We start from the raw sequence: 21,568 nt of genomic DNA, 5'->3' as shown, positions 1-21,568 counted from the left end.
TCCGTATGGCCTTCAGCCCGGTGAGGCCGCCGCCGCTGCGGTTCGTTTGAGCAGGCGCCAATAACAGGCGGTGAGCAGCGGCACCAGCAAAGCGGTGACGATCACCGCGCTGGCCACCAATGCGGTGGCGGCCGGTGCGGCCGCTGCGAACTGCGGCGCCATCGCTGCGATCAATGCTGGTGTGGCCACCGCCGCACCCGCAGTGCTGGAGGCGGCCAGACCGGCGGTGCCATTGCCGCCGCCGATCAGGCGGTCGGCCAGGATCAGCGGCACGCCGGTGATGACCACCACTGCCATGCCCAGCAGCACGCCATGCACGCCGGTGGTGGCGATCGTGGTCAGGTCCAGCGTGTTGCCGAGTGCGAAGCCGAAGAACGGCACCAGTGTGTGCGTGGCTTGCGCGAAGAACTGCCGTAGCTCCGCGTCGAGATTCCCAAGCGCAAGGCCTGCCAGCAACGGCAGTACGGCACCGAGGAACAGACGCGGCTCGAACGAGGCGGCACCGCTGGCGCCCAGGATCAGCATGGTCACCAAGGGGCCCGATTCCAGCGACATCAGCACCACCGCACCGGCTTCCTCGCGGCTGCCGTATTGCTGCATCAACGCGGCATACAAGCCGCCGTTGGTCATGTCCATGGCCGCCACCAACGCTAGCACCGACAATCCTGCCAGCGGGCCGCTGGGCAGGCCGGCGGGCGGCAGCAGCGGTTGACACAGCACCGCCACCAGCCATGCCACGCCGATCTTGGTCAGCACCAGCGTGCCGGACTTGCGCAGGACCTGACCGGTGGCACGTAACTGGATGGTCGCGCCCATGCAAAAGAACCACACCGCCAGAATCGGGATGGTGCCGCTGATCAAGCCGTTGCTGAAGCTTCCCAAGGTGGTGCCGGCAGTTGGCCACAACGTGTGGCAGAGCGCCCCCAGTAACAGCGGGACCAGCATCATGCCGCCAGGCAGTCGCTCAAGTGTGGCTTTGATGCGCATACAACCCTCGGGGACCAGCAGCCATGCGCGCATGTGTGGTCTGCACATGCGTCAATCGGCCATGACAACAGCATGCGGCGTCACCCGGCGTGGAACCTGCGCGCGGCGCGAACCGATGCGGCCGCGTGCGAACGGGGTGCATGCCGGCCTGCCGACACAGCGCCGATGCTGAACCTTCTCTCGTCGCTGCGGGCTGCCCAATTGTCTGCGCTGCGTGGCCTCGCTACAGTTGCGAGGTCGAAAGAGCGCAGGCCGGATGGTAGCCCGGTCATCCATCCGATCCGGGTGGCAAGCTCTCCCGCTGAGGGTATCCGCGACACCGAGACCGGCCTTGCCGGAACGAGGTGTGCCCGGTGATCTCTCACGACCCATCATCGGCGCGCCTCCACTGACCCTGGAAGGATATTGCGCATGAATCTCACCTCAAACACCATCTTGATCACCGGCGGTGCCACCGGCATCGGCTTTGCGCTCGCACGTGCGCTGGTGGTGCAGGGCAACACCGTCATCATCTGTGGGCGTAGCGCCGCTGCGTTACGCCAGGCCAAGGACACGCTGCCGGCGCTGATCACCCAGGTCTGCGATATCACCGACACCGCAAGTCGTCGTGCACTGGTGGATTGGTTGCGGGCAGACCATCCACATTGCAACGTGTTGATCAACAATGCCGGTGTGCAGCAGCATCGTGATTTCACCGGCACCGATGCTGTGGCCAATCTCGATCAGGAGATCGCCATCAACCTGGCCGCGCCGATCTATCTGAGTGCCGAGCTGCTGCCGTTGCTGCAGCAGCAACAGCATGCGGCCATCATCAACATCACCTCGGGGCTGGCGTTCTCGCCGATGGCCGATGTGCCGGTGTACTGCGCCACCAAGGCGGCGCTGCACTCCTTCACCCTGAGTCTGCGTCACCAGTTGAAAGGCAGTGCCGTCCGCGTGATCGAGATCGCCCCGCCAATCGTCGATACCGGGCTGGGTGGCGGGACGCGCAGTGCAGGCACGGCAACACGCAACATGATGTCTGCCGAGCAGTTTGCCGCCGAGGCGATCACCCAACTTGAAGACGGCAAGGACGAGGTGCTGATCGGGATCTCGGCCGACACCCGTCGTTTGGGTGAAGCCCTGTTCGCGCGGATGAATCACCGCTAGGGTGTTGGGCAACGTCGCTGGTGGTGGTTGCGTGGTGCAACCACCACCAGCGGCTCTCGGCTGCGGTAACGATCGGTGTAGCCGCTGAATGTCAGGCGCTCAGCAATCGCCCTGCTTGCAGGGATGGCGATCGCTGGCGCGCCACTGCTTCACCAGCTGGCGGCGATTGCGCTGATACTGCTCCTGCAGATAATCGATCGTGCCAATGGCCTCTGCGCGGAAGATGCGGAAATCGCCGCATGCTTCGCACCACGCGGCAATCTTCCACCGCGCGTCGACCAGGCCCAGCATGATCGGCCAGATCGTGCGTTCCGACACCACGCCAGCCGTGCTCGTGTACCCGATTCGCAGCTTGCGTTGTGCATGCAGAGCTTTGCGGATCTTGCCAAGGTCCACGATGGACTCCGGTTGGTGTCCCCGGCTGATATACAGCGCACTGTCGTCCAGCGCCGGGCGCATCTCCTGCGGGATCACGCCGTCGAGTTTTGCCAGCGCATTCTGCACCGCCTGGGTCATCGCCTCATCGCTCTGGCGGCTGACCCACTGCGCGCCGGTGACCAGCGCGCGGAGTTCTTCCTCGGTGAAGGCGAGAGGCGGGAGCACAAAGCCCGGCCTCAGGATGTATCCCACACCCGCCTCTCCCTCGATATCGGCACCCGTCGCCTGCAAGGTCGCAATGTCGCGCCGGATTGTGCGCAGCGACACGCCGAGTTCTTGCGCAAGCGTGCGACCGGACACCGTTCCGCGGTGTCGACGCAACACTTGCAACAGATCGAACAGGCGCTGGCTACGCGACATGTCAGTCCATCCTGACCAAGCCCTTGCCCGGGCGTCTTTGGCCAGATTCAAGGGCATTCATCAAGCCGATGGCACCGTCCAGCGGAACGATTTCGCCGATGGGCAGGCCGAAGGTGCCGGCCGCCGCCGCGTTGGCGAGGTGGGTCAGGATGGCGGCGGAGGGTTTGCAGAACACCAGCTTGAAGCGGCGGTCCACCACGGCGCGGACGAACTTCCCTAGGTCCGGTTCCAGATCCAGCACACTGCCGCGCTTGTCGCGCAGCAGCGCCAACCCTGCAGCTGCCTTCATGACGGCCGAGGTGTCGAAGATCACATCGAAGCGCTTACGGATGTCTTGCAGTCGGGTCACCCTGTAATCGTAGACCTGTTTCAGGCCCAGCGATCTGGCCCGTTCCATCGAGCCTGCGCTACAACTCCCGGACACGGTTGCACCCAATCGCTGCGCCAGCTGCACCGCCGCTTCGCCGACCGCGCCGGCGCAGCCGTTAACGAACACATGCTGGCCTTTTTTCAGGCCAGCCTTGTCGACCAGACCATTCCACGCGGTGACCCCCGGCGTGCCCAGGCTGGCGGCGTTTTCGTAGGAAACGTTGTCGGGCTTCTTGACCAGGTTCTCTTCGGTGGTAATCACCGCCTCGGCCAATGCGCCGCACTCCTTGAAGCGTGCCAGTCCGAAGACGGCGTCGCCCGGCTTGAAGCGGGTGACGCCTTCGCCCACCGCGAGCACCACGCCCGACAGATCCATGCCCATCGCACGCGGAAACTGCCGGCCGGTCACGATCTTCATGACGCCATTGCGCATCTTCCAGTCGACCGGATTGATCGCGGCGTATTTCACCTTCACCGCGACCTGGCCCTTTGCCGGCGCAGCAAGCGTGAAGTCGGCCAGCTGCATGACATCCTGGCCACCGTAGCGGTTGTATTGAAGGCGCTTCATGGGCGCGATGCTCCGGTGGCAGCGGCACCTGCGGATGTGGCCTTGCAGGCAAGATGTGCGCGCAGTTGGGCGACTGGACTGCCTGGATGGGCGGTAGGGTCGGTTCGGCGAGCGGCGAAAGGTCCGCCGGCGCGATAGCGCGCGTGCGTAGGCGAGGGCATCAGGGTGGGCGCGTGGACATCGCGCGCGCATGACGCTGCGGGGTCGGTCGGGTGGGAGCGGGTGAAGATGGTCACCAGGACATTCCTCGGAGTGGGCGCCCAGTGTAGAAAGCCGTAGTGACAGATTCTGGCACCATGCTTTCATCAGGCCTTCAATGCGCAACAGGCGTAGCCGGCACCGCGTGACATCGCCGCATACCCGCGCGAACCTGACGTCACCATTCGCTCGATCAAACAGCCGCGCACCGCAAGCCATCGCTTCATGGATGCACGCGACTGCCATTCCCGCTCCCTCGTATGCGCTGTCGCAGTGCCGGCTGGGTGCTGAAAGCAGGCGGTGCCCGGCACCCCACGCCTACCGCTCGTCGGACAGCCGCCGGTGCGGCGTCCGTCGCTGCCGATCTTATGTATGATGACCATCATGAAAAAGACCTCGCCACGCTCCCGCGCATCGTCAGGCCGCAAGGCCGACAGCCATGCGCGCATTGTCGAGGTCGCTGCACGTGCCATCCGCCGGACCGGCTACGACGGCACCGGCGTGGCCGACATCATGAAAGAGGCGGGGCTGACCCACGGCGGTTTCTACGCGCACTTTGCCTCGCGCGATGCATTGTTGGCCGAGGCCGCGGACCATGCCGGTGCGCAGACCGTGGCGACCTCGGCACAAATTGTTTCGTCCGTGCCACCGGAGCAGGCAGCCGTGGCGCTGATGCAGGCGTACCTCTCCGATGGACACTTGAATAACCTCGAATCCGGCTGCCCGATCGCTGCGCTGGGTTCGGAAATGCCACGCCAGGCACCGGCGGTGCGGCAGGCGGCAACCCGCCGTATCAAGGAGATGATCGACCTGGCCGCACGCCAATTCCCGGACTGGGGAACGCCGCAGGCGCATGAGCGCGCGTTGGTCACGGTGTGTGCGATGGCAGGCACCTTGATGCTGGCGCGTGCCGTGGACGACCCTGCGCTGTCTGCGGCCATGCGTGACGCCGTGCTGGCGCACTTCGGTGCGGCCGGTGTGGCGTAGCCCCGAATTGTTTTTGCTCAAAAATATGACGTTCGTAATATTAAGTAGAGTTTCCGCAGCAATCGCTCACCCGTTTTTCCTTCCTGACAGCCCGATTCCGTGGCGACGGCAGCGCCTCCAGCGCCGACCGGCCGGCACCTCACCCAAGAGACAGAGGCACCTATGAACAGCAAGATTGCACTTGTGACCGGAGCCTCCTCGGGCATCGGCGAAGCGACCGCCGCGCGCCTGGCCAACGCCGGCTACACGGTCTACGGCACCAGCCGGCGCGGTGGCACCTCCACAACGGCCGGCGTGCAGATGCTTGCGCTGGATGTCACCGACAACGCGTCAGTGACTGCAGCGGTGGACACCATCCTGCGCAAGGAAGGCCGGCTGGATCTGCTGGTCAACAACGCCGGCTTCAGCGTGGCGCCGTCTGCTGCGGAAGAGAGTTCCATCCAGCAGGCGCAATCGGTGTTCGACACCAATTTCTTCGGCACCCTGCGCATGACCAATGCGGTGATCGGCCAGATGCGCAAGCAAGGCGGTGGGCGCATCCTCAATATCGGTTCGGTGCTCGGCCTGGTGCCGATCCCGTACGCGGCGCTGTACGTGGCCAGCAAGCACGCCATCGAGGGCTATACGGAGTCGCTGGACCACGAACTGCGCGACTGGGGCATCCGCGTGTCGGTCATCGAGCCGGCCTACACCAGGACGGCGTTCGACACCAACGCGCTGCAGCCCGATACACCGATGGAGATCTATCAGGCAGTGCGCACGCATGTGGCCGCGCACATTGCGCAGGTCATGCAAAAGGCCGATGCACCCAGCGTGGTGGCCGACGTGGTGCTCGCCGCGGCGCAAGACGCACGCCCGAAAGCCCGCTACACCGCGGGCAAGGTCGCTCGGCAGTTGAGCTTCCTGCGCCGCCTGCTGCCGAACCGGATGGTGGGAGACGCGGTGCGCAAGGACCTCAAGCTGCACCAGGTGGCCGCAGTGCCGGCAGCGGCACATGCCGCGCAGGCCGCGGGCGTGCGCTCGTGAGCCACCTCACCACCGTAACTAGCACGCGTCTGCATGCAGGCCGGTGCGAGGTGCACCGATGAAAGCCGTCATTGTCGATCGCTACCAGAAGCGCAGGCTGGTGCGGATCGGTGAGGTGCCAGTGCCGCACGTGCGCGCCAACGATGTGCTGATCCAGGTACACGCGGCCAGCATCAATCCACTGGACCTGATGCTGCGCAATGGCGACTTCAAGCTGATGTTGCCGTTCAAGCCGCCATTCGTCCTGGGCAACGATGTTGCCGGCGTGGTGACCCAAGTCGGCCCGGCGGTGCGCGGGTTCGCGGTTGGCGATGCGGTGTTCGCCAAGACCGAACCGGGGCGCATCGGTACCCTGGCCGAGTTCGTGGCGATCGACGCGGCAGCGGTGGCGCGCAAACCGGCGCGCTTGAGCATGGAAGAAGCGGCCTCGTTTCCCCTGGTGGGCCTGACCGCGTGGCAGGCGTTGGTGGAGACCGCTGCGCTCAAGCCGGGCCAAAAGGTGCTGATTCACGCGGGCTCCGGCGGCGTGGGCACCATCGCGATCCAGCTGGCCAAACATCTGGGCGCCTTCGTCGCCGCAACCACCAGCACGGCCAATGTGGAGCTGGTCAAGCGCCTTGGCGCCGATCTGGTCATCGACTACACGCAGCAGGATTTCGAAACCCTGGTGCGCGATTACGATGTGGTGTTGCATAGCCTGGATACGCCGGTGCTCATGAAATCGGTGCGTGTGCTCAAGCGCGGTGGCGCACTGGTGTCGCTCTCCGGTCCGCCGACGCCTGCGTTTGCGCAGCAACTGGGCCTGGCAATGCCGCTGCGGCTCATCATGCGGCTGCTGAGCCGCAAGGTGCGCCAGCAGGCCAGACAGCGCGGCCTGGCGTACACATTCCTGTTCATGCGCGCCGACGGCGCGCAGCTACGAGCGCTGGCAACGCTACTCGACAGCGGCGTGCTGCAGCCGGTGGTGGATACGGTCTATCCATTCGCGCAGGCACAGGACGCGGTGACCTATGTCGAAACCGGCCGCGCCAAGGGCAAGGTGGTGGTGCGGCTGTAATCGCGCGGCATTCGCGGTGCAATGAGCAGGCGCGACATCGCGGCGCAGTGCGCAGGCGCGTTGTCACACGCTGGTGCAAGGCTATAGTGCAGCCGTGCAACGCAACTTCCTTCTGGCCAGGCGGGACAGCATGCAAGCGACCTCGACCTTCTCCACCGCGCATACCTCAGCCGCCGATTCAACGCAGGCCGTCGAGCAGTTTCTGGTGCAACTCAACCACCCGCACAAGGACCTGATTGTGGCGGTGCGCAGCGCACTGCTGTCGGCGGATGCGGCGATTGCCGAAGGCATCAAGTGGAATGCGCCGAGCTTTCGCACGGTTGAGTACTTCGCCACGCTACAACTCCGCGCCAAGACGGGGATCGCAGTGGTACTGCACCGGGGCGCCAAGGTGCGTGCGTTGCCACCGGGCGGGCTAGTGATCGATGACCCGGCGCAGTGGCTGCGCTGGCCGGCCGCGGACCGCGCGGTGCTGACCGTGCGTGACCTTGCCCATCTCGCTGCCGGGCGCGCCACGTTTCAAGCGGTGATCCGGCAGTGGATTGGTTTGCTGTAGAGCACTGTGGCGCCAGCGTAATTAAGAGCAGCGATCAAAACGACTGCGCAGCCGCCAGGCGGGCGCGGCCGCTGCTCGGAATTGACATGCACCCACGTACACACGGGTTCCTCCGCGCCGTCCGCACCCACCTGACTGCTCGCTACGTTTCTTGAGCCGCTCCAAGCACCGGCGCGCAACGCAGGAGGCGGCCGTTGCGTAAAGCCGCGCTGCGTTCAAGCATGCGGATGCAGGCAACCATCGCGCCACCCCATGCAGTCGCAGGCTGGCAATGACGCGCTGATCGACTGACAACGCATCACCACGGCGCAACCCATGCGCCGTGGTGCAGCCACGTTGATCAGTAATTGACCTGCAGCTGCAGCCGCAGCAGATCGCCTTCGACCACCGGATACGGCGCGGTGGTGACGTCGGTGCGCTTCATCTTCGAATAGGCGAAGACCAGTTCCAGCGCATCCATCGGCTGCCATTCGACGCCGGCTTCCACTTCGTCCAGGCGCATGCGTGGCGCATTGGTATCGAACTTGGAACCGCCACGGTAGGTCTGCCACTTGAGGTAAGGCAGCAGCGTGCCGTAGTTGAAGTCGTGCTTGAACATCGCCTGCACGTAACCGCCACTCAACGAACGCGTGCGGATACGCCGCTGTGCCACGTCCAGCTCCGGGCCGCGGCCCACGGTCCACTCGGCCTGCAGGCCAAACGGCTGCGGGTAATAGATGATGTGCGCGGCCACGCGTTGATCGGTGTAGCCGTTCGGCTCGGTGATGGTCGGGGTGAAGCTGCGGCCACCGATGTTCACCGCTGCCGCCGTCGGCACGAACTTGCCGGCGTAGGCATCGGCGCCCACTTCCAGGTACTGGCCGTTGGCGAACTTGAACGGGTAGGTGGCGTGCACCACCGCATGCATGCCGTCGTTGCGTTCGGCGCGGTTGGCGCCCTGGCCGTTGTACACACCGGCACCGAGTACGCCGTAGTCGCCCGAGCCCTTCAGGCCGGATTTGACCAGGTCCTGGAAGCGTCCCTTGGTCACGGTGGGGCTGTAGTAGAACACCGCACCGATGTCGCGTTCGTCGCGCAGGCCGGAGTTGAGCGCGTCGGCTCGGTCCAGCGTCAGACGGTTCTGGCTGGACTGCAGGTTTTCCCAGCCGTAAGGCATCTTCGACTGGCCCACGCGCACGCGGTATTCGCGCTTCTTGTCGAAGAAGATGTCGGCGTACGCATCGCGCAGCTGCGCGAAGTTGGAGGTGGTCGAACCTGTCGGGGTGCTTGCGAAATCCGGCTGGAAGTACAGCGACACGTGCTCGTTGAGATCGCCGCTCAGCACCAGGCGTGCACGGCGGATGCCCAGGCTCTGGTCATTGCCGATGAAGCGGTCGCCGGGCGCACGCAGGTCTTGCGCATCGCCACCGATGCCCTGGTTGTAGCGGATCTGGGTGTAGCCGCGCAGGCTCAACTTGTCGTACCACTTCTTGGGCGCGTCGCTGGCAGCGGTCGGCACGGGCGCGGCCGCCGGAGCGGGCGGCGCTGCCTGGGCCACGCCGGTGCTGGGCGCGGTGGCCGGGACTGGTGCCGCGGGCGCTTCAGGCAGGGCGGATGCCGGCAGCTTGCCGTTTTCGTCCACCTGCACGAACTTGCCCAGCTTGTCGCGCCCGGGCGCGGGCTCGGCGAAGATCTGCTTGGTCTTGCGGTCGACGTACAGCTCCAGCTCGGCGGCCAGCGTGCTGCCGCTGGCGGTCGCGCTCAGGGCGCACAGGACGGTGGCGAGATTGCGTTTTTTCATGGATCCGGCTCGGCAAGGGGAACTGGGCGGCGGTGGCGTGGCCGGCCCAGGCGCTCCTGCAAGAAGGGCGCGTGCGGCCAGATGCCGGGCACCGTCATGGCGCTCCGCAGTGCTGCCGTAGCAGCGATGGGGTGCAGTTATATTTAGGTTTGATGTCAGTTTGGTGACATCGGCAGCGCCATCCGACGGATGACTGTGTCAGCTGCATGTCCGGCAGATGTCAGTGCTGCGGCAGGCGCGGCGCAGTGCGCGCCTGCCCAGGCCGGGCGTCCACTGCCTTGGCGCGATGGCGCATGCGGCTAGCGCTGCGGGATGCGTGACCACGGCCATGGACAGCGGCGCGGAGATACAGCGCGTTGGCGTCGCCTGTGTGGTCGGTGGAGCGCGGACGACGCAGCGATGACCGCCCGGTACCGCGCGCCTACCGGATGCAGGGCCTTTGTTCGAGGGATCAATGGTGGTGCCGTTCTGCGTCTCGGAGCCAAGGATCTCCGCACGACGCCATGGCGACCAAGCCTGCACGCCATCGGCAGCGACCGGAGTTGTGTTCCTTGCGCATCGGGCGCAGCAGCGACTCAAGCCAAATTCGCTTCAGTCGGCGCGACACGCACGGCACAGGCATGCCGTCATGCCGGCAGCTGGGCGCCGCATGCCTGGCGCCCTTCTGGCCGAGTGACCGGCGCGTTCGCTCCGGCTGCGTTGGCGGCAACAGGTCTCCGCCGGGCCCACCCACCGTTCGCAGGACCTGCCTGCGAACGGTGCCGGGATCAGCCCGCCGGGTGCGCCGCCAACGCAGCGGCAATGGTGTCGCGCAGCGGGGTGGTGGGGCGGCCGATCAGCTTGCTCAAGGTGTGGCTGTCGTCGAACAGGCTGCCGCCGCCTGCGGACGCCGAACACTGCGCCAGCACCTGGGCGAAGCCGGCCGGCAGCCCGGCCTGGACCAGGGCCGCGGCATAGTCCGCCTCCGGCATGTCGTTGTAGGCCACCGGCTTGCCCGCCTGCTGCGCCAGCTCGGCGGCGTAGTCGGCCATGCTGAAGGCCTGATCGCCCGCCAGCTCGTAGATGCGCCCGGCCTGCGGTTCGGCGGAGGCCAGCACTGCCGCCGCAGCGGCTGCGTAGTCGGCACGGGTTGCGGCGCTGATCCTGCCATCGCCGGAGCTGCCGATAACCGCGCCGTGCGCCAGTTCCGGGCCGATCGAGCCGGTGTAGTTCTCGGTGTACCAACCGTTACGCAGCAGCACGTGCGGCACGCCGCTGTCGCGCAGCAGTGCTTCGGTGGTCACGTGCTCGCCGGCCAGCGAGAGCGTGCTGGTGTCGGCACGCAGCACGCTGGTGTAGGCGAGCAGACCCACGCCGGCACGCTTGGCGGCCTCGATCACGTTGCGGTGCTGCTCCACGCGCGCGCCCACCGCGTTGGAGGACACCAGCAGGACCGTGCCGACCCCGGCGAAGGCGGCGTCCAGCGAGGCCGGGTCGGCGTAATCGGCGCGACGTACGCTGATGTCGCGTTTTGCGAATGCCGATAGTGACGCGGTCTCGCGCGCGGTTGCTACGATGCGGCCGGCAGGCACACGCTCAAGCAACGCATCGACGATCAGCGCTCCCAGCTGTCCGCTGGCGCCGGTGACAAGAATCAGGGGGGAGGTGTGTGCCATGATGCGCTCCGTCAGGTATCGATAAGAGGTTTGGTCTAGTATTTAGACCGGAAGTCCAGCGAGCCTATTGTCGGGGTCGTCCCATCCTCCGCAAGGAGGCAGTTTTTCTCCCCCTGGTTACCGTGAGATGCCCTGTGAATGCCATTGCCCTGTTTCCGCCGCCGCCGTCCCTGGAAGGGCCGTTCGACGCCACCAAGTGCCCGGTGCGCGATGTGCTCGACCAGATTGGCGACAAGTGGACCTTGCTGATCCTGCTCACGCTGATCCCTGGCCCGTCCCGTTTCAGCGCCATCCAGCGCGCCGTGCCGGATATCTCCAAGCGCATGCTCACCCAGACCCTGCGCAACCTCGAGCGCAACGGCATGATCACCCGCAAGGTCTACGCGACCAAGCCGCCGAGCGTGGAGTATGCGTTGGCCAAGCTGGGCGTGGCGCTGCTCGGCCCGGTCTCGCAGCTGCTCAACTGGGCCGGCGAACACCACGCCGACATCCGCACCGCACGTGAGCGTTTCGACCGCGCGCAGACCGCCGGGCTGATGGAAGCCAACGACCCGATCGCCTGACGCTGCGCGTTGCCGCGGTCACGGCGATCGCGGTGACCGCGGCAGCGTATGCGCGCCGACGCTGGTGCACGCGTCAGGTCGCTCCTGCGATGCACCGGCATGCACGGCGAACGTTGGACTGGGTGACCTAGGTGTTGGTAGTTCGATAGTCGGCTGCCCGGCGTGTATGCCTCAGCGCTCGTTTGGTCGCCTGCGGCAACGTCGCCGTGACTCGGCGTCGCGCATCGCTCTGCATGCCGCTCATACGGCTCTGACCGCGTGATGCCTTGTACTCGTTGCTGCTGCGCGCCGAATGTTCGTCCGGGCGCGCAATCCTCTGCGGCTGCGCATTGGCACGGCCGCGACACCTGAGCGGATGGTTGTTGGCCCACTACCGGCACGGCCCAGGACATCCAGTCGGGCCACCACCGTTGCATGCATCGGCAGCTCCGCTAGGGCATGCGTTGCCATCGGCCCGTGAAAACACACTCACAAAGGCGCGCGGCGACTAAACATCTTTTTCGGGTGCGCACACCGGCCATCACCGCAAACCGTTGCGCTGCAATGTGCAGCGTCATCTGCTATCGCAGCGATCGGAAATACCAATCGAAGCCGGCTCAAGCGTAAGCGCCCAAGTCCGATAAGGCGACACCAGCCCGTCGGATCCAGCGCACATGTCCCTAATCGGTTCCTCCTCAACCGCCGTCCGGCGCACCGCCGGCGTCGCCTTGCTGGCGCTGTGGTGCGGTTGGATCGCCGTTGCCTGGACCACGCCGCAGGCTGCTGCCGGCGATGCGGCCAGCGCCTGGGCGCGCGTGCAGGCCAGCCTGCCGGCGCTGTCGACCGCACCGATGCTGGTCGGCGTCGTGGGTGCCTGCAATTGCGACGGCGCCGCCGATGCACGTGACTGGGCGTTATTGAGCCAGGCGGTTCGCGCGCGCGGCGGGCGCGTCCAGCAGATCGATGTGCCGGCCCTGCATGGCAGCGGCTATGCGGTGTGGCTGCTTGGCGCCGATGGCCAGCCGCGCTATGCCGGCCCCGCGCAGGGCAGCGCGGTATGCGGGCGTGCCGGTGCGGCAGAGTGGCCGCGTTGGCTACCGCAGGTCTTGGCACGCCCGGCGGATGCCGCGCTGGTGGCACCGTGCGCCTGTGCTGCGGGGGTGTCGGCATGAGCAGCACCGCACCGCACGCACCCACCGCGCAGCTGGCCTCGGGCTACGCCAACCGGCTGGCGATCAAGGCCGACCGTCTCTTTCTCTGGCTCGCCACCTTACAGAGCGCTGGCTCGCTGGCGCTGGCCTGGTATCAGGGGCAGTGGACGCCCTTCCTGGCGGTCACGCTGCCCAGCCTGCTGCTGATGCTGTGGCAGGCGCGCTTCAATCCCGGCACGCGGCTGACCAGTGTGACCACCGCGCTGGTGCTGATGGCCTTGGTGGCTGCCACCATCCAGCAGGCACACGGGCTGGTGGAAATGCACTTCGGCGTTTTCGTGATCCTGGCGCTGCTGTTGTACTACCGTGACTGGCTGCCGGTGGTGGTGGCCGCCGCCGCGATTGCCGTGCACCACCTCGCGTTCTACTGGCTGCAGGCGCGTGGTCTGCCGGTGCAGGCCTTCAGTGCCGGCAGCGGGTTTGGCATCGTCGTGCTGCACGCCGGCTATGTGATCGTGGAAACCGCCTTCGTCTGCGTCATGGCCGTGCAACTGCGACGCCAGCTGGACGCGCTGGACCATGAAGCAGAGGCGCTGGCGCAGCTTGCCGACACGCTGGCCAAGGGCGACGCCTTGCCGCCGGCCATCATGCAGCAGCATTTTCGTGGGGGTTCGCTGGCGCAGGCGCTGGTGCGCATGAGCGCGCAGGTGCAGGAACGCATCACCACGCAACAGCAGCTGCTGCAGGAAAACCGCCGGATCCGCCTGGCGCTGGATGCCTCGGCCATGGCTGTGGCCATCGTCGACACGCATGGCGATGCGATCTACCGCAATCACTCCTTCGCACAATTGAGCGCGCGCAGCGATGCGCACACCGTGCAGCAGGCGCTTGCCGAGGCCGCACAGCGGCGTGCTGTCGAAAGTGGCGCAGGCGCGCGCGCGCTTGGCGCACTGCAGCTGCAGGAGAGCGTCACGCCCGTGCACGATCACGACGGCACGCCACTGGGCGTGGTGGTGGAATGGCAGGACCGCACCCAGTCCTTGTTGCTCGAAGCGCAACTGACCACCGTGATTGCGCAAGCCACCCGCGGCGAGCTCGGCGCGCGGCTGCATGGACATGCGCACGACAGCGCCTTGGGCCAGCTGGCCGAAGGCATCAACCGCTTTCTTGCGGTTACCGAAGACAGCTTGCAGGACATGCGGCGCATGCTGTCGGCACTGGCGCACGGCGACCTGTCGCAACGCATCGATCGCGCCTGCGAGGGCGTGTTCGACCACATGAAGCGCGATGCCAATGCCACGGCCGATGCGCTTGCCCGCATCATCGTGCAGATCCGCAGTTCCAGCGGCGCCATCAATGCGGCCACCGGCCACATTCTGCACGGCAACGACGCACTGGAGCAGCAGGTGCGGCGCCAATCGATCACGCTGGGCGAGGCGGCGCAACAGATGCAGGCCGTGCTTGGCACCATGCAGCAGCACAGCGCGCAGGCAGCCGATGCCGATGTGCTGGCTGCCGCCGCATCGGAAGCGGCGCGTGCAGGCGGCGACACCATGGGCAAGGCGATGGGCACCATGCAACAGATGGAAGCCGCCTCGCGGCGTATCCAGGACATCATCGCCGTCATCGATGGGTTGGCCTTCCAGACCAACATCCTGGCGCTCAACGCTGCAGTGGAAGCGGCGCGTGCAGGCGATGAAGGTCGCGGGTTCGCGGTGGTGGCCAGCGAGGTGCGCGCGCTGGCACTACGCTCCTCCACCGCCGCCAGCCAGATCAAGGCGTTGATCGGCGAGTCGGTGGCGCACGTTGAAGCCGGTGTGCAGCAAGTACGCAGCGCCGGTGCCGGCATGCAGCACATCGTGACCACCATTGGCCAGGTGAGCAGCACGCTGAGCACGATTGCGGTCGCCTCCGAGCAAGAGGCCGGCAGCATCGCGCAGGTGCATCAGACCTTGAGTCGCGTGGATATCGACATGCGCGACGGCGTGCTACGCATGCAGGAGGCCAGCACCGCCGCGCGTGCCATGGGCGACCATGCCGCACAGCTGGAAGATGCAGTGAGCCTTTTTGTAGAAGACGCAGCGCCCACAGCGCAGAGTGCTGCAAGACAGGCACGCCATGCCGCGTGAGCAACACTGTGGTGGTCTATAGCCAACGCGGCGTCACCCGGCAATACGCGGCGTAGGCGGGGCCAAACTGCGCCGCCAATGCGCGCTCCTCCGGCAGGATCTGGAGCCGCGTGATTGCCAGCACGTAGGCACCCACCAGGACCAGGGCGGCGTCCTGCTGCAGCGACACGATCCAGCCGCTCAGCAGCAGCGCATGGCCGAGATACATCGGGTTGCGGGTGTAGCGATGCAGGCCCGTGGTTACCAGCTGCGTTGCACGCTGCGGCGTGAGCGGGTTGATCGTGGCCCGGCCCTGGCAAATGTCAGCTTTGGAAGCACATTCAACGCGATGCCCCCGAGCACACAGGTGCCGGCCATCAACATCCGGCCCGGCAGCGGGAGCGATGCCCGGTAACAGCGCTGCCGTGCCGGCGGCGACCACGCCCAGCAGCACAAGCAGCACAGGCGGTGGAACGCGTGTTTCTAGCCGTTGCAGCATCCAGACGCTCCGCCGTGCTCAGTGCCGCAGGGAAGCCGGCGGTGACATGCCTGCAATCTTGCGCGTCATCGCTCGGCCGAGGTATTAGCTGCCGGAGGCCGGCGTGCCCTTGCGTAATGCGCGCAGCTTGCCGGTGAACCAGGATTGGCTCGGTACTGCCGCCGCGCCACCACATCGCACCTCGTACGGCTTGCCCGACATGCTGCTCTTGGTCGCAGCAAGCTCGATAAAGGATTCGGCGCTGGTAACCAGGCCCTTCTTCTGCAGGTAGTCGTACTTGCGTTGCAAGTGCTCGCTGGCTTTAGGCGCCGAATACCACGACCCGTTGCGCGAGAACTCGCAGTTGGAGCTCTTCAACGCCGCGAACAGCTGGTTGATCTCCCGTGTCGTGGCAGGGGCTACGCCTTGCGCAAACGCCGATCCCGACACCAGCAAGCAGATGAGCCACACTTTCTTCTTCATCGTGAATCCATTCGCCAAGCGTTGTTTCGGAAGATGCGAAGCATAGGCCAGAACAGCAGTGCCAGTATCGCTTTGCAGCCGCTGCCGTGCAGCGGGATCTGGTTCATGGACGGCTGAATGATTGCGTGCGCCCAGAGCGAACGTTCCCGTGGCGTCGCATGGGCGAAGGCTCACAACACCCTGCAGCACTGCGCCTCGACGCGACCGAAGCCTCGCCGCTCCGATGCGCTGCTCGACCACTCTCTAGGCAGCGCGTTCGCGCAGCTGGAAGATATTGCCTTCCGGGTCAACGGCATTACAGGCAACGAAGCCGGCGCCGCGCCACTGCTCTGGCAAAATTTCGCCGCCAAGCGCAGCTGCAAGCCCGGCGAGCTGCGTGATACTCGGGACGGTGAAAAAGAACTTGAGCGCGGTGTTCTCACGCCTGCTGGGCGGATCGGCGATGGTGATGGAGGCGGCGATTTCCTCAGGTATTGCATGGATGACAAGTTGCAACGCGGCTGCGTTCAGCACAACCAATTCCTTGCTGGAATGGATCGCTTGCATACCCAGCAGGCGCTGGTAAAAAGCCGCCACACGCTCAAGATCCTTGGCATAGATAAACAAGCCGGAGCTGGCAGCTTGCGACATGGCTTGACCTCGGGTCTGGTTGGTAGCGACTAGTCTGCCCCAACAAGGCTCCAGGCAAGAACTAAGAGCGGCTAACAAAACGTAGCGAGCAGCCGTCAGGTGGGTGTGGACGGCGCGGAGGAACCGGAGTGTACGTGGGTACATGCCGATTCCGAGCACCGGCCGCGCCCGCCTGGCGGCTGCGCAGTCGTTTTGATAGCTGCGCTAAGCCGGCCGCAGGCCCATGGAGCCTGGCTTATGCAGTAGCGTGGACAAAAGCCTCTCGCAAAAGCTCCTTCATCTCATCTAACTCTTCGAGAAGACGAAGCTTTGCCACCACGGTAACCCGCTTCCCGTCCGTCGCCACCTTGACGAAGAGTGGATGCGCAACACGGCGCTCCAGGTGGATGGCCAGCCTGATCGCATCCGACATGATGATGGCATCGGCAAAGACCCGGTCGCGGCGAAACAGCACGTAGCGCTCTCGGGTCACAAGTTCCACCGGGCCGAGCGAGCGCACAAACTGCTCCAGCGCTCCATACAGCGCCACCAGCCCGGCCGGCCGATCGCGCAGCACCTGCGCCGGGTCACCCAGTCCGCAAGCGTGCCGCTGATGTGTTCGCGTGAACGCACGCCTGCACGTCGGGCAAGCCCACATCTGTTTCATGGCGATCCAGGTGACTGAGCTGGAATGGCTGATGAGCGCGCGCTCACCTGGTGAGTGTCGGGTCGCTCTTTCATCCAAGCAAGCGCTGCTGCCAGAGGGCCAAAAGCGCTTACTTCGCCAAGTAGGGCACCAGAACGATCAGCCAGATCTCGCAACAGCTCGCGCCATCGCCGTGCTCTCTCATGTGTATGCGGACGGCGCGCAGGAACCGGAGTGTACGGGGTACATACCGATTCCGAGCACCGGTCGCCTGACGACTGCGCAGTAGTTTTGACAGATGCTCTTATTACCAGGCGCAGCTAAGCAAAATTTAGGCCCAAGCCCGCTAATACCTTTGCCTGCCGCGACAGCAGAGACGCCGTAAGCAGATACGGCTCAGGGATCGGCTGGCGTATATCGCAGCAGATCGCTGCCGACAAAGTAGTTGCCGTAGTACTCGTTCTTTCGAAGGCCGGGGTGTGCTGCAAAGTCGATATAGGGTGCAGCGCAGTGTGGGCAGCGAAACGGATTCATATAGCGATAGGCCGACCCATCCGGTGCCAGCGGCAGCCGTTCTTCCAGTGCACGCAGCTGCTCGGGGTCCGGCTCTGTCAATGCAGCCGGACTGCCCGCAATATGGTCCTCCACCGTGATGGTGTACCTGCCTGATTCCGAGTAGAAATAGCCCGCGTTGCTGAAGCCGGCGTGGTAGGAACGGATCAGAAACGAACGTTTGCAGTGGTCGCATTCACAGGAAAGCAGCACGTTGCCACCGGTGACTAGTCCACTGAAGTGCAGACCCCTGGCAAAAAGCCCCTTGCCTGCAAGTGCGGTACTGCTGACGCTGGCGCCCGGCAGGAAGAACGGCTGAAATCTGATCCCGTCTGCTTGCCCATTCGCAAACGCGTCTGGATCTAGCTGCTCGGTCTGGGAAATGACACAGTCTGCCTGGCACCCCAGGTTGGGATGTACGCGAATGGAGAAGTGGAACCATCCTGTCGCAGTACCAAGTTCATGCCGATGCACACCTCCCGCCGAGTCGGCAAATTCCAGGACGCTATCGGCTTTCAACCATGCGGAAGGCTTGATCTCACACGGGACATCGCTCTGGCTAATGCGACACAACTCCCGCCCATCGGCACGAACAATCAGTAATGGAGCGGCTTGCTTCTTGAAGATGGAGAACATGCGTTCCTTGGCGGTAATGCTGGAATGACAGATTGGAGTACTGGCGCGAGCGCAGCAGAACAATTTTAGCTCTTCAGAACGTCAAACGCCGTGCTTGTCCTCAATGTTTTCCTCTTGAAGGCCATGCCTACACTGGCAGGCGCAGTCAACGCAAAACCGAACTGCTGGTAGAGCTTATACGCCTCACCATCCGCAATCAGGCTGACATACGCAGACGCAGGTACTTCGCGTTCTATGTAGCTTGCGATCTCACCCATGACAGCCTTGCCCAGACCACGGCCCTGATGCGCTGGCAAAACGGCGATGTCCACGACCTGATAAAAACAGCCGCCATCGCCGATGACGCGCCCCATCGCTACCGGCTCGCCATCGCAAAGCACCTGCACGCTGAACAGCGAGTTGGGCAACCCGCGCTCGGCCGCTTCCAACGCTTTCGGGCTCAAGCCGCTTGCTTGGCGAAGATGACGATACGCTTCGATAGTCGGCGTTTGATGTACGACACGATATAGAGATGATGGGAGCATGACGGGAGTGCTTTAGGGATGGTCTGAATTTGATGGTGTTGTTAGTTCTTGGAAAAGGCCAAGGACCGTAGCAAGCTCTGGATTATTTAAGGACGCCATATCACGCGCGGATGCGGTGAGTGGCAAGAGCAAAGGAAGTAGTACGAGAAGTCTCATCAGAGACCTAACGCCTGAATTAAGCCGGCCCGCCAAGCGGGTTCGGCTTGAATGAATTGTTAGGCACTGCCGACACCTACAACAACGCAGATTGCCGGTGTGGTTAGAAACCAGACAATTGGCAGCCAGACGAGCTTGCGTGCCCGAAGCCACAGCGGTTTGAGGTGGGGCGGGATAGTAGACGACGGCTGTGTGATCCAGCTCAGCTCACAAAAATTGTTGTGGTAGCCAGGACCAAGACCAGGAAATTGCGTGAGGTGTTCCCAGGCAGCTCGATCAACGGCCAAAAGATCTTGGCGAAAACGGATGTTGAGTAGCGCGCCAGCCCCGCCTGCAAGTGCAAGACTACCCACGGCATAAAGCGTGATTAGCCACTCTCGTGGACCGACCACTCCGAAACGAAGCAAAAGAACCCAAGCTGCCAAAATTCCCCACGCAAAAAATAGCCATCGAACTTTCATGCGGTGCCTAACGCCTGAATTAAGCCGGCCCACAGCAGGGCGGCGATTGAGTGCAAATATAGCCGAAGGCGTGCACCTAGGCGCCGCCCTGATGTGGGCTCGGCTTGAATGAATTGTTAGGGAACCTCTGCACAACTCTTTCGCCAGCTTCCGATCAGTCCCTGGGGCACTCTCCGTAACTCGCAAGTTATTGATTTGCAACATGAGCGACCGCCGCAATCAAGCGAAATCCCAAGTTAGTTCGCAACGCCACGAGTTGTTCAGAGGTTCCTTAGGCCGCGGCTCCACATTCAAAAGTCGCGTGTGACTACGAATTATCCTTAGTACGGACACGGTGCGCGACCCAGTTTAGCCCAACCCACAACACGGCTAGATATGCAAAGGCGGCCGAGACGTAAACAGTTGAACCAAAAGTCTTGAGCCAAGGTGTTGCTACCCCAAGCAAGAAGACGCCAGCCAAGGCAAGCACGAAATAAACGAGGCGCGCTTTGGAGTCTTTGGTCACAAGCAGCTTCTCTCCGCGGCCTAACGCTTGAATTAAGCCGAGTTGCGAAGCAACTTCGGCTTGAATGAGTTGTTAGGGGCGTCTGTCGAAATACAATACGACGTAGTAGTGCTTCTCACCGTCCACCTCGCGCCGCATAAAGCTTGAGAATACGGAAGCGTCTTTGGGTTGAGACAGTGGCGCCATTTGGGTCTTGCCCGGACTTTCTACCATCTCCAAAGCCTTAGCCTCAAATGAAGTTGCAGTCATCTGGCTTGTGGCAGGCGCAACGTTGTCCGGTGTTTCAAGAGGCCCGAATAGCTTAGCCATGGTGCCGTAAAGCGCGAGCCACACCTTCGCCCCTCCCTTAGAATCTTGCCCTTCATACAGATAGACGCCGATCCGGCGGAGCTGCTTGTCTGCGAAGAAGAACTGGAAATTCTGCTCTTTACCGTCAAAGACGCCTTTGTACGTTTCAAGATCGCCGTTACTAAACGACTTGTAGGGCCCGCACTCGGTGATACCCGCGACCTCTTCCTGAGACATGCCGAACTTCCACGGCAACGAGTCGCAGCCGGCAAAAGCCTGGCCAGCGATGGTGCAACAAACCAGCAGTAACAGACTGCGATATCGCATGGTAGACGCCCCTAACGCCTGAATTAAGCCGAACCGCGAAGCGGGTTCGGCTTGAATGAATTGTTAGGAAGCGAGCTCAGTGAAGAATGTGAGCCTGTTGCCGTCTGGATCTGTTACTAGGATCTCGCGGGTTTTCCATGCGGTGTTATGCCGCGCGCCAGATTGCACAAGTCCTGCTGCTTGAAACGCCTGATGGCACTCGTCTACATCGGGAACAGCAAAGTAGACGGCACCACCTACCTGACAGTCATCCGCGTGTTCTGTCAGAAAGATCGTTTGGTCTCCGCGAGTAAGCCGCGCAAAGACCGGAAAATCCGGCTCGTGTCGATACTCCCAATCGACGGTGAATCCAAGCCCCTGAACGTAGAACGGAAAACTGGCGGAAGCACTGGTTACCCGAAGGATGGGGGTCACTGTCTGAGTCACGATGATCTCTCCTTGCTGCCTAACGCCTGAATTAAGCCGAGCCGCGAGGCGGCTTCGGCTTGAATGAATTGTTAGAGATGATGCCCTTGAACGTGAAGTAGAAGGCCGTGCTGCCGATTATACCGAGGGCGCCGGCATTAAAAACAAGCTGAATATAATCGGCCCAGTCAGATCTTAGTAGAGTGTTGGCTAATAATGCGATGGGTAGAGATCCGATGAGAAATCCCGCCGAAAGCATTGAGCGGAGCACGAATTTGTTTGTATGCACTAGCCAAAGTGACACCGGCAAACCAAGAATAACTACATGAGCAATGGCGAAAATCATGCAGAAACCGATTAAGGCCAGGAAAGAAATGACGTCTTCGCCGCTGCATAGCGCTTTCCCGTTCAAAACCATACCAGCAAAAACAAAAGCCAGAGCAGGCGCGAGTGCGGCTGCCAGAAATGCTGTTACAACTGCAATAAAAGTTCTCATCAATTCTAACGCTTGCATTAAGCCGAGTTGCGAAGCAACTTCGGCTTGAATGAGTTGTTAGGCAGTGAGTG

23 protein-coding genes and 2 other RNA genes are annotated in these 21,568 nt (G+C 63.5%); 9 read left to right on the top strand and 16 right to left on the bottom strand.

Annotation, left to right across the window (positions count from 1 at the left end):
• Positions 1–12: 12 nt before the first annotated feature.
• The gene (gene kdgT / locus QRM60_RS12540) at positions 13–987 is read right to left on the bottom strand and encodes a 2-keto-3-deoxygluconate transporter (RefSeq protein ID WP_285446311.1); all 975 of its coding nucleotides are present in this window, start codon (positions 985–987) and stop codon (positions 13–15) included.
• 411 nt (positions 988–1,398) lie between these two features.
• Between kdgT and QRM60_RS12535 the strand changes: the two genes are divergently transcribed.
• Positions 1,399–2,136 (top strand): SDR family oxidoreductase, encoded by a 738-nt coding sequence (locus tag QRM60_RS12535; RefSeq protein WP_115556977.1) that lies wholly within the window; start codon positions 1,399–1,401, stop codon positions 2,134–2,136.
• A gap of 99 nt (positions 2,137–2,235) precedes the next feature.
• Here QRM60_RS12535 and QRM60_RS12530 read toward each other — a convergent pair whose 3' ends face one another.
• The gene (locus tag QRM60_RS12530; RefSeq protein WP_285446310.1) at positions 2,236–2,985 is read right to left on the bottom strand and encodes a YafY family protein; all 750 of its coding nucleotides are present in this window, start codon (positions 2,983–2,985) and stop codon (positions 2,236–2,238) included.
• A complete protein-coding gene (locus QRM60_RS12525) occupies positions 2,936–3,829 on the bottom strand; it encodes an NAD(P)-dependent alcohol dehydrogenase (RefSeq protein ID WP_285446309.1) in 894 nt (297 codons plus the stop codon). The genes QRM60_RS12530 and QRM60_RS12525 overlap by 50 nt, the downstream gene beginning before the upstream one ends.
• A gap of 624 nt (positions 3,830–4,453) precedes the next feature.
• Here QRM60_RS12525 and QRM60_RS12520 point away from each other — a divergent pair.
• The 5 genes from QRM60_RS12520 (at position 4,454) to QRM60_RS12500 (ending at position 7,853) form a co-directional block, all read left to right on the top strand.
• Complete coding sequence (locus tag QRM60_RS12520; protein ID WP_285446308.1) at positions 4,454–5,056, top strand: TetR/AcrR family transcriptional regulator; 603 nt, start codon at positions 4,454–4,456, stop codon at positions 5,054–5,056.
• A gap of 162 nt (positions 5,057–5,218) precedes the next feature.
• Positions 5,219–6,082, top strand: a complete 864-nt coding sequence (locus QRM60_RS12515) for an oxidoreductase (RefSeq protein WP_285446307.1) — start codon at positions 5,219–5,221, stop codon at positions 6,080–6,082.
• Between the two features lie 58 nt (positions 6,083–6,140).
• Complete coding sequence (locus tag QRM60_RS12510) at positions 6,141–7,139, top strand: NADP-dependent oxidoreductase (protein WP_285446306.1); 999 nt, start codon at positions 6,141–6,143, stop codon at positions 7,137–7,139.
• Between the two features lie 130 nt (positions 7,140–7,269).
• Positions 7,270–7,695 carry a DUF1801 domain-containing protein gene (locus QRM60_RS12505; protein ID WP_285446305.1) on the top strand — a complete coding sequence of 142 codons (426 nt, stop codon included), beginning with the start codon at positions 7,270–7,272 and terminating at the stop codon, positions 7,693–7,695.
• An 86-nt stretch (positions 7,696–7,781) separates the two neighbouring features.
• Positions 7,782–7,853, top strand: a non-coding RNA gene (locus QRM60_RS12500) — sX9 sRNA.
• A gap of 182 nt (positions 7,854–8,035) precedes the next feature.
• Here the strand turns inward: QRM60_RS12500 and QRM60_RS12495 are convergent.
• Positions 8,036–9,475, bottom strand: coding sequence for an OprO/OprP family phosphate-selective porin (locus QRM60_RS12495; RefSeq protein ID WP_285446304.1), 1,440 nt, complete (start codon positions 9,473–9,475; stop codon positions 8,036–8,038).
• A gap of 767 nt (positions 9,476–10,242) precedes the next feature.
• A complete protein-coding gene (locus QRM60_RS12490) occupies positions 10,243–11,130 on the bottom strand; it encodes an SDR family oxidoreductase (RefSeq protein ID WP_285446303.1) in 888 nt (295 codons plus the stop codon).
• 134 nt (positions 11,131–11,264) lie between these two features.
• Here QRM60_RS12490 and QRM60_RS12485 point away from each other — a divergent pair, with 134 nt between their 5' ends.
• The 3 genes from QRM60_RS12485 to QRM60_RS12475 all read left to right on the top strand — a co-directional run bounded on the left by QRM60_RS12485 (position 11,265) and on the right by QRM60_RS12475 (position 14,952).
• Positions 11,265–11,693 (top strand): helix-turn-helix domain-containing protein, encoded by a 429-nt coding sequence (locus QRM60_RS12485; protein WP_011035577.1) that lies wholly within the window; start codon positions 11,265–11,267, stop codon positions 11,691–11,693.
• Positions 11,694–12,346: 653 nt separating this feature from the next.
• Positions 12,347–12,844: a hypothetical protein gene (locus tag QRM60_RS12480; RefSeq protein WP_285446302.1), complete on the top strand. Its 498-nt coding sequence runs from the start codon at positions 12,347–12,349 to the stop codon at positions 12,842–12,844.
• Positions 12,841–14,952 carry a methyl-accepting chemotaxis protein gene (locus QRM60_RS12475; RefSeq protein WP_285446301.1) on the top strand — a complete coding sequence of 704 codons (2,112 nt, stop codon included), beginning with the start codon at positions 12,841–12,843 and terminating at the stop codon, positions 14,950–14,952. Before QRM60_RS12480 ends, QRM60_RS12475 begins: the two co-directional genes overlap by 4 nt.
• A gap of 16 nt (positions 14,953–14,968) precedes the next feature.
• On the opposite strand, the gene QRM60_RS12470 is transcribed toward QRM60_RS12475, so the two are convergent.
• The 11 genes from QRM60_RS12470 to QRM60_RS12420 form a co-directional block, all read right to left on the bottom strand.
• The gene (locus QRM60_RS12470) at positions 14,969–15,394 is read right to left on the bottom strand and encodes an isoprenylcysteine carboxylmethyltransferase family protein (RefSeq protein WP_343237651.1); all 426 of its coding nucleotides are present in this window, start codon (positions 15,392–15,394) and stop codon (positions 14,969–14,971) included.
• A 120-nt stretch (positions 15,395–15,514) separates the two neighbouring features.
• Complete coding sequence (locus QRM60_RS12465; protein WP_285446300.1) at positions 15,515–16,081, bottom strand: YfeK family protein; 567 nt, start codon at positions 16,079–16,081, stop codon at positions 15,515–15,517.
• A gap of 54 nt (positions 16,082–16,135) precedes the next feature.
• Positions 16,136–16,522: a VOC family protein gene (locus QRM60_RS12460; RefSeq protein WP_285446299.1), complete on the bottom strand. Its 387-nt coding sequence runs from the start codon at positions 16,520–16,522 to the stop codon at positions 16,136–16,138.
• A 69-nt stretch (positions 16,523–16,591) separates the two neighbouring features.
• Positions 16,592–16,666: non-coding RNA, sX9 sRNA (locus tag QRM60_RS12455), on the bottom strand.
• A 91-nt stretch (positions 16,667–16,757) separates the two neighbouring features.
• Positions 16,758–17,168 (bottom strand): DUF5655 domain-containing protein, encoded by a 411-nt coding sequence (locus tag QRM60_RS12450; RefSeq protein WP_285446298.1) that lies wholly within the window; start codon positions 17,166–17,168, stop codon positions 16,758–16,760.
• 375 nt (positions 17,169–17,543) lie between these two features.
• The gene (locus QRM60_RS12445; RefSeq protein ID WP_285446297.1) at positions 17,544–18,335 is read right to left on the bottom strand and encodes a hypothetical protein; all 792 of its coding nucleotides are present in this window, start codon (positions 18,333–18,335) and stop codon (positions 17,544–17,546) included.
• A gap of 65 nt (positions 18,336–18,400) precedes the next feature.
• Positions 18,401–18,859 (bottom strand): GNAT family N-acetyltransferase, encoded by a 459-nt coding sequence (locus tag QRM60_RS12440; protein ID WP_116902492.1) that lies wholly within the window; start codon positions 18,857–18,859, stop codon positions 18,401–18,403.
• Positions 18,860–19,074: 215 nt separating this feature from the next.
• Positions 19,075–19,476 carry a hypothetical protein gene (locus tag QRM60_RS12435; protein WP_285446296.1) on the bottom strand — a complete coding sequence of 134 codons (402 nt, stop codon included), beginning with the start codon at positions 19,474–19,476 and terminating at the stop codon, positions 19,075–19,077.
• A 577-nt stretch (positions 19,477–20,053) separates the two neighbouring features.
• Positions 20,054–20,596, bottom strand: coding sequence for a hypothetical protein (locus QRM60_RS12430; RefSeq protein WP_274316982.1), 543 nt, complete (start codon positions 20,594–20,596; stop codon positions 20,054–20,056).
• A 63-nt stretch (positions 20,597–20,659) separates the two neighbouring features.
• On the bottom strand, positions 20,660–21,022 hold the full coding sequence (locus QRM60_RS12425; protein ID WP_285446295.1) for a VOC family protein: 363 nt from the start codon (positions 21,020–21,022) through the stop codon (positions 20,660–20,662).
• 31 nt (positions 21,023–21,053) lie between these two features.
• Positions 21,054–21,497, bottom strand: coding sequence for a hypothetical protein (locus tag QRM60_RS12420; protein ID WP_147309372.1), 444 nt, complete (start codon positions 21,495–21,497; stop codon positions 21,054–21,056).
• Between the last annotated feature and the right edge of the window lie 71 nt (positions 21,498–21,568).

The organism is Xanthomonas sp. fls2-241-TYG-148 (assembly GCF_030208815.1).
GTDB lineage: Bacteria > Pseudomonadota > Gammaproteobacteria > Xanthomonadales > Xanthomonadaceae > Xanthomonas > Xanthomonas campestris.
This window is presented reverse-complemented; position numbering and strand designations above follow the sequence as displayed.